Source organism: Streptomyces sp. 378 (assembly GCF_030124145.1).
In the GTDB taxonomy this organism is placed as follows: Bacteria; Actinomycetota; Actinomycetes; order Streptomycetales; family Streptomycetaceae; genus Streptomyces.
The window spans coordinates 231821-249264 of the sequence record NZ_JASKMS010000002.1 but is presented as its reverse complement, the minus strand read 5'-3'; the positions used below and the strand labels follow the sequence as shown (position 1 = coordinate 249264).

The following is a 17444-nucleotide window of genomic DNA, read 5'->3' as shown; positions in this document are numbered from 1 at the left end:
GGTCATTCCTGACGCTGAGGCAGACAAAGGTACTACGTGTTGCACCTTGCGTGCAGTCCGTGACAGCAGGGGATGTGGTCGTCGTGGCGGAGGAGTGTCGAAAGTCCACGGCCAAGGGATAGCGGCCGTCCCAGTAGGCGGCACGCTGCGCTGCTGCCTTCAGTATGACGAGCCCGGGGCAGCTTGAGGCGGAACCATGATCCTCGTACCTGTGCGAACGGACTGGTATGGCAGACACAACGAAGCGGTCGGACGCGGGAATCGACGGGGTCACGCCGACCACCGTTTCCGCCCCTTCCTCCTCCTCGACGATCTACGATCGGTAACCGTGGATCCCACAGCAAGGGGGCGGGGGTGACCGCTGAGCGGGGCGGGTCGACGGCGGCCGAGGTGGAGCAGGCGATTTGGGCGGCCGAGGAACTCATGAACCGGGAGGGGCTGGCGGGCGGGGCGGAGGTGGTGGAACCGGTCGGGCCCGAAGCGACATGTGCGGCCGTAGAGCGGCTCGGGCGTCTGTTCGTGGAGCTGCCCGGACAGATGCGGTATGGGCTGCGTCGGCAGCGAGACAACGGCGGGGACCTTTCGACCGACCCACTGCAGGGGCTGTCCGAGATCGTGCAGAACGCCGACGACCTCGGGGCGAACCAGGTCAGGATTTTCGTACGTGACACGGAGCTGCTGGTAGCGCACGACGGGCGTCCGGTACGGCTGACCGATGTGATGGCGCTAGCCATGCCGTCGCTGACGAGCAAGGACGACGACCCCGACGCCACCGGTCGGTTCGGCATCGGGCTCATGACCCTCCGGCGGCTGTCCCCGGTCCTGGAGATCTTCTGCGGCTTCTACCGCGTCCGGATCGGGGACCCCGACGTGTCCCTCGCCGACCCCTTCCCGGTCCCCTCCTGGTTCGCCGACGACGGTTGGACGGTCCTGCGCATCCCGCTCGCCACCCCCGCCGATGTGCGGGGGCAGGATGTCGACGACTGGCTTGCCGCATGGGGTGACGAGGCGTTGCTCTTCCTCGACCACGTGCGCACGGTCGAGCATCAACGGGAGGGCGGCGACGTACACAGCCGCCTCGCCTTGGAGTGGGGCGAACCCGACACCTACGAGGCCGTCATCGGCGGCCGGGACACCGTGATCGACGTGCGCACGGCCCGGTCATCTGGCGGCATGACCTGGCAGGTTAGCCGTGCCACCGTGCCGAGCCCGCCGGACGTGCCGCGGATTCGGAAGGCCGCGGGTGAATCGACCGGCCTTGCCGTCGCGATCCCGCTGCACGAGGGCGCGGGCGACGAGGCTGCCGGGCAGGTGCATGTCGGACTGCCCGTGACCGAGCTGGGACTTCCGCTCCGGGTCGGCGCCCAGTTCGATCCGAACCCGAGCCGTCAGCATCTCAACGACACCCCGTGGAACCAGGCGCTGCTTCCCTTGTTGGCCGACCTCTGGGCCGCCGTCATGGTGCGACAGCTTCGGCTGGACCCGACCGCGGCCTGGCGGTGCCTGCCCTTGCCGCACAACGTCCGGTCGCCCAAGGGACCTGTACGCGACCTGGAGCAGCGGTTCCTGACCCTTGCGCGCGCGAGGGTGTCGTACGAACTGCGCCTGCGGACGCCGCTCCATGGTGACCTCGAAATCGCCGACCTCGCCGTTGGTGACGAGGTGCTTCTGCCAGCGCTCTCGGAGGCAGAGATCGCGCAGGTGGCCGGCCGCACGGCCGTATTGCCTCCGGCGGCGCGGGATATGGAGGGGCGATGGCAGGAGGTGCTCGAGGACTGGGCCGAACACGACGGTGTCGCGCCCGGGACCGTCACCGTCCCGATGGCTGTGGACGCGCTCCTCGGAGATGCGTCCCGAAGCCCGGAGGCGACGGTCGCACTCGCTTCCGTAGCTATCGCCGAGGGCGAGACCCAGAAGCTTCGATGGCACAAGTGGCTGGTGGACCTCTCCGGAGCACGGCACCAGGTGCCCTGGTTCGGAGCCGCGGAGTTCTTCACTGACAAGGCGCAGGGGCTTGCGAAGGTGCTCGGGCTCAGCCACGTGCTGCACCCGACCTTCGTCGCCGAGACCGGGGAAGCGGCCCGAGTCCGTGCATGGCTGAGCGAACAGCAGGTCTTCGTCACGGGCGCGGATCCGGTGCCCGCCATCCGCCAGCTCGCCGCCCGTGGCGCCCGAAAGGACATCGCGCCTCTGGTCCTGGACGACGACCAACTGGTAGCGCTGCGCGAGGGGTTTCTGCGCGTCCCCGCGAAGGAGCGCCAGCGGCTGGGCAAGGACGTGGGCCGCGCCGTCCTGCTGCACGGCCGCCGGTTCGGGCCCGGCGGTCGTAGGGAGGACGTACAGGTCAGACCAGCGGATGCCTACCTGCCGGCCGGGTTGGACAGTGTGGACCGGGAGGACAGCTTCGAGACGGCCGCAGGTACCGCCACCGGCCTGACGTGGCTGCGGCCCCGCTATGCCCAGGTCCTGCCCGGGGCGGGGACGGGCCTGGGCGCCCGAGCGTTCTTCCACCTGCTCGGTGCCGAAAAGGGACCGCGGCTGCGGCCGCACCCCGGGATCGAGCACCGGTTCACCGCTTCGTCCCCGAGCGAGGGTCTGCCGGCCCAGGTCCTGGGCGGCCCTGCGGAGAGGTCGCAGGACCTACGGAACAAATCGGCCACCTACACCCTGGAGGACTGCGACAGCCCTGACCTGATGGCCGTCGTCCATGACATCGCCGCCGAGAAAGACGGGCCAGTACGACGCCGACGGGCCGCCGCGCTGCTGCGGGTGCTGGGACGCAACTGGGGCGCCTTGTCCGAGCACCACAAGGTCCGCGCTGTCCGGGACTACCACACATGGAACCCCTGCGGGGAGACGGACGGCTTCTGGCTGTGGCAGTTGAAGACCACGGCGTGGCTGGACAACCAGGACGGCGCACCGGCGGCTCCCCGCGGCCTGTGCGAGCGCACGACCAGTACCGTCGCCGTCTACGGTGCGGACAGTGCCGGATTCCTGCACCCCGACCTCCAGCAGGCGGTCGGCAGACGAGGAGAGGTGCTGGTCGCTCTTGGCGTCACCGGCGAGCCGGGTGTCGCCGACCTCCTGGAGGCGCTGCGCCGACTGCGCGCCCGGGAAACCGAAGCCCCCGACCATCCGGCGGCGCAGCTCCTCTACCGGGCGCTCGCCGAGCGACTGACCGCACACCGGGGCAAGGACGCCGCACAGGTGACCGCCACTGTCGTGCGTGCCTTCGGGCAGGGCCGCGGACTGATTCTCACGTCACTGGGCTGGCGCCGGCCGAGCGACTGCTTCCGCGGCCTCCCGGTCTTCGGCCGGTGGGCCGCCTTCGCGCCGTCGTTCAAGGGCAGTGACGCCCTCTGGGAGACCCTCGCGGTTCCGCAGGCCGGTGTGGAGGACGCAGTACGGGTCGTCAGGGAGGTGGCCCGCGAGGCGAGGGAGGAGCGAGGCGCGCGGGCGCCGGTCGACGCCGAAGCCGAGACCGTGATGCTCCAGACCCTGCAGATGCTTGCCCGAACGGCCCGCGAACACCCAGAGAGAATGACCGCCTCTCTCGTGGGGAGACTGCCGTTGCGCACGAGCCGGGGATGGACCAGTAAGCGCCCGGTCTACGCGGCCGACGCAACGTTGACCGAGGCGCTGGGCTCGCGGATCTCGGTGTGGCTGCCGGGCGGGGAACTCGAACAGTTTACGGCGCTCCTCAGATGCCTGCGGGTGACCGAGCTGGGAGCGGCGGACATTACTTTCCGCCCCGCGGAGGACGCGCCCGTCGACAAGGAAGCAACCGACCTCGTGCGTCACGCGCTGGATCTGCTCCGCGAGGACCTGCAGCGCAACGCCGTCGCCGTCGCGGGATCCCTCGACTGCCCGTGGGAGGACTTGGCCGAGGTCGAGGTGCGGATCACCTCGTCGCTGGAGTGTCTGGTCACCCTCCCCGGTGGGGAACCGGTGCGGGGGCCGGTGCGTACCGCCCTCGACCGGGACTCTCGCACACTATGGACGGTGGACCGGGAGTTGTTGAGGCGACCGTCTGAGGCAGGCCGGGCCATCGCCACTCGCTTCACTGAGGACCGGCGGCAGGTCGCCCACTCCTGGGCGGCCGCCTACGACGAGGCGGAGCGCGGAAGAGAGGCGGTGCGGCTCGAGCTGGCCGAGGAGCGGGTCGCGCAGGACCAGGCGGCGACTGATGCCAAGCGTGCCCAACGCCTTGCTGCGCTGGAGACAGAAGTCAAGACGGCTCAGAACAAGGCAGGTGGTCGGCCGCCCGCGTCGACACCCCTGCCCTCGGTCTCTGGCCGCCTGGCCCCGGCCGTCCCGGTCTCGGCACCGCGAGAATTCGTCGATCCGGCAGCCCTCCGCATCACCGGCATTCGCCGGACCACCCAGGCGTTGCCGTCCGCTGGTGGTGTGCCCGCGGCTGGCGGAGGTGCATCCGTCAGAGCCCGCCTCACCCCGCCTGCCTACGCACCGACCGTGCCCGCACCACGTCTGGTTCCCCCTGCCCCCAACATCGACCGCCAGGAGAAAGTGGCTCTGGACCTCCTGCGCAAGGTTCTGGGCACGGAGCAGGAACCGGAGTGGCTGCGTGATCTACGGCACCAGCACGGCGTGGGCGCCGATGCCGTGGACGCGCTCGATCGGTTCTATGAGCTGAAGACGACCTATGGACCCGAGCAGGACACGGTGACCCTCACCGCTAAGGAATGCGAACGAGCGGTCTCGGGAGCCGAGTTCTTCCTCGTAGTGGTATCAGGACTCGCGGTAGACTCCAATCCTGTCCTGCGTCTCGTTCCCGATCCGCTGCACCAACTGCGCATCCGCCCGAACGGAAACGTCATGCTCACCGGGATCAAACAGTCCGGAAGTCTCATCGTCGAATTCGGCGCAAGGGAGGAGCCGGAGCCTTCTTGACTTTCCTCCCGGGGGCACAGCCCTCGCCCGTTACGAACTCGAGGCAGCCGAGCGGGAGGACCTGGCGCAAGTCGGGACCAGGCCGAGGGCGTCGGTGCTCAGTTACCGCTTAGCAGGCCAAATGCCGCCGACTCTCAACATGCCTGATGAGACGTCAGGTAAGTCAGCATCCACTCAGCATCAGTCCCGTACGGTTCCTCGCGCGTGCGCCTGGTCGGTGGCTTCGCGGCAGCCTGGCTGGCGCAGAAATGCGCAGGCGGGAAGCCTGGTCACAGCAACGCACGATTTTCCTGGAGGTCTTCGAGTCGAAGGCATGCCGATGTACAGTGAGGGACGCCCCTGACCTGCAGAAAGCTGGCGGGGAGCCGTCTTCTAGGAGTCCAAAGTGCTGCGAACTTTGATCAAGTCCAAGATCCACCGAGCCACCGTCACCCAGGCCGACCTGCACTACGTGGGATCGGTGACCATCGACGCCGACCTGCTCGACGCCGCCGATCTGCTGCCCGGCGAGCTCGTGCACATCGTGGACATCACCAACGGCGCCCGGCTGGAGACGTACGTCATCGAGGGCGAGCGCGGATCCGGCGTGATCGGGATCAACGGGGCAGCGGCCCATCTCGTCCACCCCGGCGATCTGGTGATCATCATCAGCTACGCGCAGGTGACGGACGCCGAGGCACGGGCACTCACTCCCCGGGTCGTGCACGTGGACCGCGACAACCGGATCGTGGCTCTGGGCGCCGACCCGTCGGAGCCGGTGCCCGGCTCCGACCAGCAGCGCAGTCCGCAGGCCGCCGGGGCCTGACCGAAGCAGGACGAGGAGCGTGTTCATGAGCGACCCGGAGACCGGCGACCCCGGGACCAGCGACCCGGAGATCCGTGACGACCGGGCGGCGGGCCGGCTGGAGGCCGTGTCCGGCGGCGAAGTCGTCGGCCGCATCGAGTACTTCGTGCTCGACAGCCCCGAGCGCGCGCTGGTGCCCGTCCACACGATCGTCGAGCCGGCCCACGAGGGCCAGGGCATCGCGGGTTCACTCGCCCGTGAGCTCTACACGCTGGCCCGCCGCGAGGACCGTACGGTCGCATCCCTGTGCCCCTACGTCACCAAGTGGGCCGAACGCCATCCGGACGAGGCGAAGCCGGCCGATCAGGCCCTCCTCGCGGTGGCGAAGGACTGGCTGAGGGCCCACCCCGGCCGTTTCTGACGGCCGTTCCCGTCAGCCCGGCCCGCGTTACCCCCACCTGGTCCCGTCCCCGTCCTGCGGGGGAGTGACTGCGCAGGGGCGGGCCGGGTAGGCGGGGGAGTAGTCCAGAGCCGGAGTCGTCCCACTGGCTGGAGGACCTGATGACGAACCCGATTCCCGACCCCGTGCCGCCGGCCCCGACGCCGGGCCCGGATCCCCAGCGCCCGGAGCCGCTCCCCGACCCGGTCCCGAACCCGCAGCCCCCGCCGGGCCCGGAGCCGACTCCGCCACCGCCCGCGCCCACCCCGCCGCCGGGCCCGACCCCGCCGGCACCCCCGGGCCCCGACCCCGTGCCGGGCCCCGACCCGTCCCCGATTCCCCCGGGGCCGGAACCCGTGCCGAACCCCGAGCCCGGGCCTCCACTGTCCTGACCCCCGGCACGCGAACGGGGCGGGGGACGGCACATCCTGCCGTCCCCCGCCCCGCGCACCGCCTCAGCGGGTAGCACCTACGCGGAGGTCTCCGACCGGTCCCCGCCCCACAGCGTGTGGAACGAACCGTCACGGTCCACCCTGCGGTACGTGTGCGCACCGAAGTAGTCCCGCTGCCCCTGCGTCAACGCGGCCGGAAGCCGTTCGGCGCGCAGGGCGTCGTAGTAGGCGAGCGCCGCGGCGAAGCCGGGCGTCGGCACACCCTGGCGGGTCGCGGCGACCAGCACCTCGCGCCAGTCGTCCTGGGCGTCCGCGATCTCCCGCGCGAACGTCGCGTCCGACAGCAGGCTCGGCAGGTCGGGCCGGGCGTCGTACGCGGCGCGGATCCGGTCCAGGAACGCCGCACGGATGATGCAGCCGCCCCGCCACAGCGCGGACACCGCGCCGAGGTCGATGTCCCAGCCGTACTCACCACGGGCCGCGTCGATCTCGTGGAAGCCCTGCGTGTACGACACGATCTTCGACGCGTACAGCGCCTGCTCCACCCGGTCGGCGAACGCCCGGGCCTCCGCCTCGCTCAGCGGCTGCGCCTTCGGGCCGGCCAGCCCTCGCGAGGCCTCCCGCAGCTCCGCGTGGCCCGACAGCGAGCGCGCGAAGACCGCCTCGGCGATGCCGGACACCGGAACGCCCAGGTCCAGCGCGATCTGCACGGTCCAGCGGCCGGTGCCCTTCTGCTCGGCCTGGTCGACCACCACGTCCACGAACGGCTTGCCCGTCTCCGCGTCCACGTGCGACAGCACCTCGGCCGTGATCTCGATCAGGTACGAGTCGAGACGGCCCTGGTTCCAGGTCCGGAAGATCCCCGCGATCTCGGCGGGGGAGTACCTGGCGACGTCCCGCAGCAGCTGGTACGCCTCGCCGATCAGCTGCATGTCCGCGTACTCGATGCCGTTGTGCACCATCTTCACGAAGTGCCCGGCACCGTCGGGACCGACATGGGAGACGCACGGTGAGCCGTCGGCCGCCTTCGCCGAGATCTTCTCCAGCATCGGGCCCAGCGAGTCGTAGGACTCCTTCGGGCCGCCCGGCATGATGCTCGGCCCGTTCAGCGCGCCCTCCTCACCGCCGGAGACACCCATGCCGACGAAGTGGATGCCCTGCTCGCGCAGGTCGCGCTCCCGGCGCCGGGTGTCCGCGAAGTGCGCGTTGCCACCGTCGATGATCATGTCGCCGGGCTCCAGCAGCGGCGCGAACTCCTGGATCACCGCGTCCGTCGGCTCACCGGCCTTCACCATCACGACCAGCCGGCGGGGCCGTTCCAGCGCCGCCACGAAGTCCTTCGCGCTCTCACACGCGATGAACTCCCCCTCACCGCCGAACTCCTCCACCAGGGCGTGCATACGCGAGGGCGTCCGGTTGTGCACCGCCACCGTGTAGCCGTTGCGGGCGAAGTTGCGGGCGAGGTTGCGGCCCATGACCGCGAGACCCGTGACGCCGATCTGCGCTGTACTGCTCATTCGGTTCGCTCCTAAAGACCTCGGTATCGGTGCTGCCGGTGGGCGGTGCCCATGGGCATCCCCCCCGGTCGACCATCCTTGCGTGCCGCTACGTCGTCCGCACGCGCGGGTCGCACGGCGTGGCGCAGGCTGATACGGAACCGAGCCCCGTCGCACTCAGTCGATGTACGCGTCCCCGCGCACGGCGCACCCGCGCACCGCGCGCCGTACACGGTGCACCGCCGAGGCGCACGTCGCGCAACAGGGGCCTCATACCGGCCATTTGGACTCCCGGGCGGCTGATAGCCGTCTTGTTCTGGCCGGTTCGCAGCGCTTACTTTTGCCCCTCCAGACGCATGTCCAGGGGGGCTTTCCATGGCCGCACGGGGCCGGCACCGCCGGTATCAGCCGAACAGGATCAACCGCGCCTCACTCACCGTCACGGCGGGCGGCGCGGGCATGGCGCTGCCGTTCATGGGCACCGGCGCCGCCCAGGCGGCGGACATGGAGACCTGGAACAAGGTCGCCGCCTGCGAGTCCACCAGCAACTGGAACATCAACACCGGCAACGGCTTCTACGGCGGGCTGCAGTTCACCCAATCCACCTGGGAGGCCTACGGCGGCCGGGCCTACGCGGCCCGCGCGGACCTGGCGAGCAAGGACCAGCAGATCGCCGTCGCGGAGAAGGTGCTCGACGGGCAGGGCCCGGGCGCCTGGCCGGTCTGCTCGGTACGGGCCGGACTGACCCGGGGCGGCGGCGAGCCCGACATCCGGCCGGCCACCGAGCGCACGAAGCAGAAGGAGACCAAGAAGACCTCGTTCGAGGACGTACGGCCGCAGTCCACACCGCAGTCCCGGGCGGGCAACGCCGAGATGTACACCGTGCTGCGCGGCGACACGCTCTCCGGCATCGCGGACGACCAGGACGTACGGGGCGGCTGGCAGGGCCTGTACGCGGCCAACCGGTCGGCCATCGGCGCGGACCCCGACCTGATCGTGCCCGGGCAGCGCCTGGCGCTGCGCGGCGAGGGCGCCACGAAGACGCGTCCGGCGCACCGGCCGGCGCCGTCGGCCAAGCCCTCGACGAAGAAGCCGGCCCAGGACCGTGCCAAGGAACGGCCCAAGGAGCAGTCGAAGGAGCGGTCGAAGGACGAGAACAGGGAGCGCGCCGACCGGTCCACGGCCACCCGGCAGGGGCTCGTCGCCCCCGTCAGCGCCTCCCTCGGGACGCCCTACCGCAAGGCGGGTTCGGCGTGGTCGAAGGGCTATCACACCGGCGTCGACTTCCCTGTTCCCACGGGCACGACCGTCAAGTCGGTCGCGGCGGGCAGCGTCGTCAGCGCGGGGTGGGGCGGCTCCTACGGCTACCAGGTCGTCATCCGGCACGGCGACGGCCGCTACAGCCAGTACGCCCACCTGTCCGCGATCTCCGTACGGGACGGGCAGTCGGTGAGTGCCGGCCAGCGCATCGGCCGCTCCGGCTCCACCGGCAACAGCTCGGGCCCGCATCTGCACTTCGAGGTGCGGACGGGGCCCGGGTTCGGCTCGGACGTCGACCCGGTGGCGTACCTCCGGGCGGGCGGCGTCAGGATCTGACACGTACGCGGTGCCGGTTGACCATGGGCAGCGGTACGTACGGGATGCCGTAGAAGGGCACGTAGGAGAGCGGGCGCTCGTCGTCGAAGACCGACACCGACGGCTCCCCGCTCTCGTACGGGCCGCCCCCCACGGACGCCGCCACCACCGCTGTCCCCGACCCGGGCCTCGTGCCTGGCCCGGGCACGAGCAGCGCTGCGGCCGTCTCCGGTACCGGCACCAGCACCTCCGCCGGTGCCTCCGCCTCGGGCACGAGCAGCGCTGCGGCCGTCTCCGGTACCGGCGCCAGCACCTCCGCCGGTGCCTCCGCCTCGGGCACTGCCGCCGCTGTGTCCGGGACAGGCACGGACGCCGTCGCCGTCGCCGTCGTCGGGACCGGCGCCTCCGCAGCCGCCGCCGGCCCGGCCTTGAGCCCGGTCGCGTCCAGCCCTGGTACGAGCACCGGAGGTGTCCCCGGCCTCGGTACGAGCACCGCAGGTGTCTCCAGCCCCGGTACGACCACCGCAGGTGTCCCCGGCCCTGGTACGAGCACGGCCGTGGCCGGCTCCCTCTCCGCCCCCGCCGCGAGGCGGTGGTGTTCGCGGTGTCCCCGGACACCGCGTACGGCTTCGGCCGGCGCGACGGGGTCCGCGAGCAGGTGCTTCCCGAGCGGCCGTCGGCCGGTGGGCATGGCCTCCGCTCCGCCGGTCACCGGCTCGGGACGGTCGCCCAGGCTCTCGGGCGGCCCACCCACCGGTGCGGGCACCTCTTCGGTACCGCCCACGGCCTCTGACGCACGCCCCGCCGTCGGCAGGGCATCCGCGGTCGGCTGCCCGTGCGTGAGCCGCTCCGTCGTCAGCAGGATCAGGCCGCCCGCCGCCACCACACCGCAACTCAACGCGAGCGCCGTGCCCGTCGAGCCGTAGCGGAAGGTTTCTCCGAACATCGTGATGCCGACCGCGGCCGCCACCACCGGGTTCACGACCGTCAGCGTGGCCAGCGGGGCCGCGAGGCCGGCGCCCCGGTAGGAGGCCTGCGAGAGCAGCATGCCGGCCGTGGCCAGGACACCGATCACGGCGAGGGACGGAGCGTCCGCCGCCGACACACCGCCGGCCCAGTCGACCGCGACGGTCTTGGTGAACACCGAGGACATGCCGAACGCGATGCCGGAGGCGGTCGCCAGCAGCATGCTGCGCACCGCCGGGTGCCGGTGCGCCGCACGCGCGGCGATCATCAGCGCCACGACCGCGCCCGCGGTGGCGAGGGCGACGGCCACCCGCTGGGCCCCGCTCAGCGACTGCGCGTCCGACGCGGCGACCAGCGACAGCAGACCGGCGAGCCCCACCGTCGCCATGATCGCGCCCCGCCATGCCGCGGCACCGGCCTTGCGGCCGACGAACAGCGCCGCCATGGGCAGGGCCACCACGATGGTCAGTGCGCCCAGCGGCTGCACCAGGCTCAGCGGACCGTAGGCCAGCGCCACCACGTGCAGCAGCCCACCGAGGCCGTTCAGCGCGACCGCCGCCCACCAGCCCGGCCGGCGCAGCGGCGCGTACTGCTCGCCCGGCGAGGACTCCGCCACCCGCTCCTGCACGATCGCCCCGCCCGCGTAGGCGAACGCGGAGACGAGGGAGAGCAGAACGGACAACGCGAGGGCGCTCATCGGCTGCTCCTCTGCGTCAGGCGAGGGCGCTCGGCCCGGCGGGGCGAAAGGTGGGCTTTCATGACCAACACCCTGCCGTGTCCAGGTCTTCCCGTCGTCGTCCCTGAGCACTCATTGGGTCCTACTGCCGATGGAGTACGAAGGGAGCCCCGTCATCCCCAGGGTGGGCGCCCCCGGTCGGGGGCCACCGGGGCGCGTCCCTTAGGGGCCTTGGTACTACTGCTCTTCGTGGACCTCGACCCCGACCTCGCCGCGCTCCGCCCGCTCGCCGGCTTCTTCGTGCTGCGCACGGAGGGAGCACCGGCCGGGTCTCTTCCCACTCTCGCACAGGCCTATGCCACGGTGTCACCGGATGTATCGGCAAATCCCCTGATTTTTCGGGTGCGGAAGGTCGCGACCTCTCTGCGCGTTCCCGAGTCGCGGGTGGCCGCGTCGGTGACCCACCAGGGGCTCGCGGCGCGGCTCTGGTCGGTCGCGCTCGGCTGCGCCGCGCTCTACGGCGGTGTCCCGGACCTCGACGCCCGGCTGCTGCACTGGGACGCCGACGGCAGTGCCCCCGACGACCTGTGGCTCTCCGGCGTACGGCCCCTGCCCGGTGACGCGCCGACCGTCGCGGACGTCGTCCTGCACGGCCACCTCGTACCGCTGGCGGCGGCCCTGCGCGCCCACCACCGTCTCGCGCCCGGTCTGCTGCGGGGCAACGCCGCCTCCGCGCTGGCCGGCGCCGCCCGGGAACTGGACCGCTGGGCACGGCGGCACGACCGCACGGACGTCGCCGTCCGCGCCCGCTCCCTGACCGAGGAACTCCTCGCGCACCCCCTGCTCGCCGGCGCCGGAACCCTCACCGGATCCGCCTTCCGCCGCCGCAGTTGCTGCCTGTACTACCGGGTGCCCGGCGGGGGCGTCTGCGGTGACTGTTGCTTCACACGGCCGCCTCGCTCTTCCCCACGCGCCCCTTCTGGGTGACCATGAAAGGGAACGGCCGTTGAGAGCAGGGAGTTGCGGGTGCGCGTCGGACTGCTGACCCGGGAGTACCCGCCGGATGTGTACGGCGGTGCGGGCGTCCATGTGGAATTCCTCGCCCGCGAGCTCAGACCGCTCGTCGACCTGGACGTGCACTGCTGGGGCGAGGGCCGTACCGACGGTGTGCGGCGGCACCGGCCCTGGTCCGCGCTCGACGGCGCCAACGACGCGCTGCGCACCTTCTCCGTCGACCTCGCCATGGCCGCCGCCCTGGAAGGCCGCGAACTGGTCCACTCCCACACCTGGTACGCCAACCTCGGCGGCCACCTCGCCAAGATGCTGTACGGCATCCCGCACGTGATGACGGCGCACTCCCTGGAACCCCTGCGCCCCTGGAAGGCCGAGCAGCTCGGCGGCGGCTACGAGCTGTCCGGCTGGGCGGAGCGCACCGCGGTCGAGGCCGCCGACGCGGTGATCGCCGTGTCCGCCGCCATGCGCGAGGACATCCTGGGGTGCTACCCGGCGCTGGACCCGGAGCGGGTCCACATCGTGCACAACGGCATCGACACCGGCCTGTACCGGCCCGACCACGGCACGGACGCCCTGGACCGCATCGGCCTGGACCGTTCCCGCCCGTACGTGCTCTTCGTCGGCCGGATCACCCGCCAGAAGGGCGTGCCCCATCTGCTGCGCGCGGTGCGGGACATCGACCCGGCCGCGCAGGTCGTGCTGTGCGCGGGGGCACCGGACACACCGGAGATCGACCAGGAGTTCCGCGAACTGTTCGGGCAGCTGAGCGAGGTCCGCGACGGCGTGTTCTGGATCCCGAAGATGCTGCCGCGCCCGGAGGTGATCCAGCTCCTCACCCATGCGGCCCTGTTCGTCTGCCCGTCGGTGTACGAGCCGCTCGGCATCGTGAACCTGGAGGCGATGGCCTGCGGCACACCCGTGGTGGCCTCGGCGGTCGGGGGTATCCCCGAGGTCGTGGACGACGGCGCCACCGGCCTGCTCGTGGCACCCGACGACGGTTTCGAGGCGGGCCTCGCCCGCGCCATGGACGCCGTCCTCGGTGATCCGGAGGCCGCCCGGCGGATGGGCGAGGCCGGGCGGGAGCGCGCGGTCGCCGAGTTCGGCTGGGACGCGGTGGCCCGCCGCACGGTCAGGCTCTACGAGAAGATCGTCAAACAGGCTTAGTGGGTACTGCTCAGGGGCAGGCATCGGGAAATCGGCGTGAGGGGAGCGGCCATGCGAGGTGGTGGTCCTTCGGTCCTGGGGATCGTGCTGGCGGGCGGTGAGGGCAAACGACTGATGCCCCTGACCGCGGACCGTGCCAAACCGGCGGTGACGTTCGGTGGCACGTACCGCCTGGTCGACTTCGTCCTGTCCAACCTCGTCAACGCCGATGTCCTGCGCATCTGCGTGCTGACGCAGTACAAGTCGCACTCGCTGGACCGGCACATCACGATGACCTGGCGGATGTCCAACCTGCTGGGCAACTACGTCACGCCCGTGCCCGCCCAGCAGCGCCTCGGCCCGCGCTGGTACCTGGGCAGCGCGGACGCGATCCTGCAGTCGCTGAACCTGATCTACGACGAGCGCCCCGAGTACGTCGCCGTCTTCGGCGCCGACCACGTCTACCGCATGGACCCGCGCCAGATGCTCGCCCAGCACATGGAGAGCGGTGCCGGGGTGACGGTCGCGGGGATCCGGGTGCCGCGCACCGAGTCCTCGTCCTTCGGGGTGATCACGCCGGGCTCGGACGGGCAGACGGTGGAGCGCTTCCTGGAGAAGCCGTCGGACCCGCCCGGTCTGGCGGACGATCCCGACTGCGTGTTCGCCTCCATGGGCAACTACATCTTCACCACCAAGGCCCTCATCGAGGCGCTCAAGCGGGACGCGGAGGACGAGTCCTCCGTGCACGACATGGGCGGCTCGATCCTGCCCCAGCTCACCGAGCGGGGTGAGGCCGCGCTGTACGACTTCAGCGCCAACCATGTGCCCGGCGAGACCACCCGCGACCAGGGCTACTGGCGGGACGTCGGGACGCTGGACGCCTACTACGACGCCCACATGGACCTCATCGCCGAGCGCCCCGCGTTCAACCTGTACAACCGCAGCTGGCCGATCTACACGCACTCGTACCAGCTCTCTCCGGCCCGCTTCAACGCGGGCGGCATCGCCAGCGAGTCCATCATCAGCGCGGGCTGCCTGGTGCGCGGGCAGGTCAGCCGGTCCGTGTTGTCGCCCGGTGTGGTGGTCGACCCGGGCGCCGTGGTGCAGGGCTCGGTGCTGCACGACAACGTGCACATCGGGCGGGGCGCGGTGGTGCGCGGTGCCGTGCTCGACAAGAACGTCGAGGTGCCGCCGGGCGCGACCATCGGCGTCAACCCGGAGCGGGACACGGAGCTGTACACCGTGTCCAAGGGCGGGGTCATCGCCCTGGGCAAGGGGCAGCTGGTCACCTGACGAGACGTCGCCGGGGGACTTTGTCCTGGCACTGGACGAAGCGCGGGATCCATGCTGTCATGCCTCTGTCTTGCACATGACAACGTTGGCATGGAGGTTCCGTGCGTCCCCGACGCCTCAGAAACCGCCTCGTGTTACCGCTCGCCGCGTTCCTCGCCCTCACGGGTCTGAGCGCGGTCCCCGCGCACGCGGACGACCCCACCGAGATCCACGGCCTCAAGGGCGAGTACTACACCCACTCCGCCCCCGGCGCCTTCGACTTCCACACCCTCAAGGCGACGACCTTCGACCAGGACCTCGACTTCGACAACCTGGAACCGCGCCTGAACTTCACCACCGGCCGGTCGGACGACGTGAGCGTCCGCTGGACCGGGAAGATCGTCCCGAAGGAGACCGGACCCCACACCTTCTCCGTCTCCGCCGACAACGGCTTCCGCCTCTGGATCGACGGCACGCTCGCCATCGATCATTGGGTCGACGACTGGGACCGCGAGCAGACCGCCGAACCCGTCGACCTCACCGCCGGCCGGGCCTACGACATCAAGGTCGAGTACTTCGAGCACTACGGCGGCTCCAACCTCCATCTGCGCTGGACCCGGCCCGGCGCGGCCAAGGAACCCGTCCCGCAGTCGGCGTTCCGCCTCCCGGACGGCTTCGACTACGACGGAGCCCTCGCGGCCACCGTCCAGCCCACCGGCCGCACTCTGAAGCTCGACTTCGCCCAGCCCCTGACCGCACCCCCGGCCGGCTTCACCGACCACCTCGACGCGGTGATCGGCGGCGCCGCCTGGCCCCTGGGTGCGGCCCGGCTCGACCCCGCCGATCCCACCGCCCTCCTGGTCGCCCTCGACGAACCGGTCGTCGGCAACCGGACAGGCACGGCCCGCGGTACCGCCGACCTCCGCTATGACGGCCAGGGCGGCCTCGCCGACACCGAAGGCAACGTTGTCAAGGCCTTCTGGACCAGCGGTCCCAACCACTCGACGCACCAGTTGCGCACCCGCTGGGCCGACGAGGTCGGACCCGGCAACGCCCACCCCGAGTACCCGCGCCCGCAACTCACCCGTAAGGCATGGCGCAACCTCAACGGCCGCTGGCAGTTCGCCGCCGCCGAGCCGGGCGAGCAGCCGCCCGTCGGCAGGACACTGAAGGAGCGCGTCCTCGTCCCCTACCCGGTGGAGTCCCAGCTCTCCGGCATCGAGCGGCACGAGGACCGCATGTGGTACCGCCGCACGTTCACGGTCCCCGCCGACTGGCGCATCGGCTCCGCGCAGCGGCTCCGGCTCAACTTCGGCGCCGTCGACTGGCGCTCCGAGGTGTACGTCAACGGCACGAAGGTCGCCACCCACGAGGGCGGCTACGACAAGTTCGCCGCCGACATCACCGACGCCCTGAAGCCCGGCCGCACCCAGGAGCTGATCGTCGGTGTCCACGACCCGACCGACGCGGCCTCCGGCGAGAACCCGCCGCTGGGCAAGCAGCGCCTGGACCCTTCCGGCATCTGGTACACCCCGTCCTCCGGCATCTGGCAGACGGTCTGGATGGAGCCGGTGGCCCGCGACCACGTGGACTCGCTCGATCTCACCCCCGACGTGGCAGGCGAGAAGCTGACGGTGCGGGCGCGGGGCATCCGGGACGGCGTGCCGATCACGGCGACGGCGTACGACGGACGGCGCAAGGTGGCCGCGGCGAGCGGCCGCACCGGCCGGGACCTGACCCTGGCCGTCCACGACCCGCACCTCTGGTCGCCCGACGACCCCTTCCTGTACCGGCTGGAGGTGAAGGCCGGCGCCGACCGGGTCGGCAGCTACTTCGGGATGCGCTCCATCGCCGTCGAGAAGATCGGCGGCGTCCCGCGCACGGTCCTCAACGGCGAACCCGTCTTCATGATGGCCACGCTCGACCAGGGCTTCTGGCCCGACGGCCTGCACACCGCACCCACCGACGAGGCCCTGGCCCACGACCTGAAGGCGCACAAGCGGCTCGGTTTCAACTCGGTGCGCAAGCACATCAAGGTCGAGCCGGACCGCTGGTTCTACTGGGCCGACAGGCTCGGGCTGCTGGTGTGGCAGGACATGCCCGCGATGACGGCCGGGGTGAACCCGAGCGCCGGCTCCCGTGCCCGCTACGAGCGTGAGATGAAGGAGATGATCGACGAGCACATCAGCAGCCCGTCGGTCGTCATGTGGGTGACCTTCAACGAGGGCTGGGGCCAGTACGACGTGGGCCGGGTCGCCGAGCAGGCCAAGGCCTGGGACCCGACCCGGCTGGTCAACGGCCAGTCCGGGCTGAACCTCGGCGCCGACGGCGGCACCGGCGACCTCATGGACGAGCACGGCTATCCGAGCCCGGCCCTGCCGCCCCACCCCGACGGCGAGCGCGCCCTGGTCAGCGGCGAATACGGTGGCCTGGGCCTCGCGGTCCCCGGCCACGCCTGGTCGGTGCAGCAGTCCTATGTCGACGTCGACCCGGCGACGTACACCGAGGACTACCTGACGAAGCTGGACGAGGTCCGGGCGCTGGTGTGCAAGGGCGGCAACGGTGCCGTGTACACCCAGATCACGGACGTGGAGGGTGAGCTGAACGGCTTCCTCACGTACGACCGGGCGGTGCTGAAACCGGACACGGCCCAGCTGAAGGCCGCACACGAGGCGCTGATCCGTGACGCCTCCCGGGTGACTCCCACCGGGTGCCCGGCGGCGCAACCTGTGCTGAACTGACCTCACATGCACCATTAGTCCCGCCCCTTTCGTCG

Annotated in this window: 9 protein-coding genes and 1 pseudogene; 8 read left to right on the top strand and 2 right to left on the bottom strand. The window is 71.1% G+C overall.

Translation table 11 applies throughout. The features are described 5' to 3' along the window. Positions 1-354: 354 nt before the first annotated feature. The 3 genes from QNO09_RS04015 to QNO09_RS04005 all read left to right on the top strand — a co-directional run bounded on the left by QNO09_RS04015 (position 355) and on the right by QNO09_RS04005 (position 6116). Positions 355-4911 carry a sacsin N-terminal ATP-binding-like domain-containing protein gene (locus tag QNO09_RS04015; protein ID WP_283968625.1) on the top strand — a complete coding sequence of 1519 codons (4557 nt, stop codon included), beginning with the start codon at positions 355-357 and terminating at the stop codon, positions 4909-4911. Between the two features lie 385 nt (positions 4912-5296). After that, the gene (gene panD, locus QNO09_RS04010) at positions 5297-5716 is read left to right on the top strand and encodes an aspartate 1-decarboxylase (protein ID WP_283968624.1); all 420 of its coding nucleotides are present in this window, start codon (positions 5297-5299) and stop codon (positions 5714-5716) included. Positions 5717-5741: 25 nt separating this feature from the next. Beyond that, positions 5742-6116 (top strand): GNAT family N-acetyltransferase, encoded by a 375-nt coding sequence (locus QNO09_RS04005; RefSeq protein ID WP_283968623.1) that lies wholly within the window; start codon positions 5742-5744, stop codon positions 6114-6116. Between the two features lie 487 nt (positions 6117-6603). Here the strand turns inward: QNO09_RS04005 and gnd are convergent, their stop codons facing one another. Then, positions 6604-8043, bottom strand: coding sequence for an NADP-dependent phosphogluconate dehydrogenase (gnd, locus tag QNO09_RS04000; RefSeq protein WP_283968622.1), 1440 nt, complete (start codon positions 8041-8043; stop codon positions 6604-6606). 354 nt (positions 8044-8397) lie between these two features. Here gnd and QNO09_RS03995 point away from each other — a divergent pair, with 354 nt between their 5' ends. Continuing rightward, on the top strand, positions 8398-9618 hold the full coding sequence (locus QNO09_RS03995; RefSeq protein ID WP_283968621.1) for a transglycosylase family protein: 1221 nt from the start codon (positions 8398-8400) through the stop codon (positions 9616-9618). A gap of 819 nt (positions 9619-10437) precedes the next feature. Here QNO09_RS03995 and QNO09_RS39840 read toward each other — a convergent pair. Further along, a pseudogene (locus QNO09_RS39840) lies at positions 10438-11260 on the bottom strand (DMT family transporter); the annotation flags it as partial. 210 nt (positions 11261-11470) lie between these two features. Between QNO09_RS39840 and QNO09_RS03985 the strand changes: the two are divergent. The 4 genes from QNO09_RS03985 (at position 11471) to QNO09_RS03970 (ending at position 17409) form a co-directional block, all read left to right on the top strand. Continuing rightward, complete coding sequence (locus QNO09_RS03985; protein ID WP_283968619.1) at positions 11471-12226, top strand: (2Fe-2S)-binding protein; 756 nt, start codon at positions 11471-11473, stop codon at positions 12224-12226. A 39-nt stretch (positions 12227-12265) separates the two neighbouring features. Further along, on the top strand, positions 12266-13417 hold the full coding sequence (gene glgA / locus QNO09_RS03980) for a glycogen synthase (protein ID WP_283968618.1): 1152 nt from the start codon (positions 12266-12268) through the stop codon (positions 13415-13417). A gap of 51 nt (positions 13418-13468) precedes the next feature. Then, the gene (glgC, locus tag QNO09_RS03975; protein ID WP_283968617.1) at positions 13469-14689 is read left to right on the top strand and encodes a glucose-1-phosphate adenylyltransferase; all 1221 of its coding nucleotides are present in this window, start codon (positions 13469-13471) and stop codon (positions 14687-14689) included. Positions 14690-14790: 101 nt separating this feature from the next. Beyond that, on the top strand, positions 14791-17409 hold the full coding sequence (locus QNO09_RS03970; RefSeq protein ID WP_283968616.1) for a PA14 domain-containing protein: 2619 nt from the start codon (positions 14791-14793) through the stop codon (positions 17407-17409). Positions 17410-17444 lie beyond the last annotated feature (35 nt).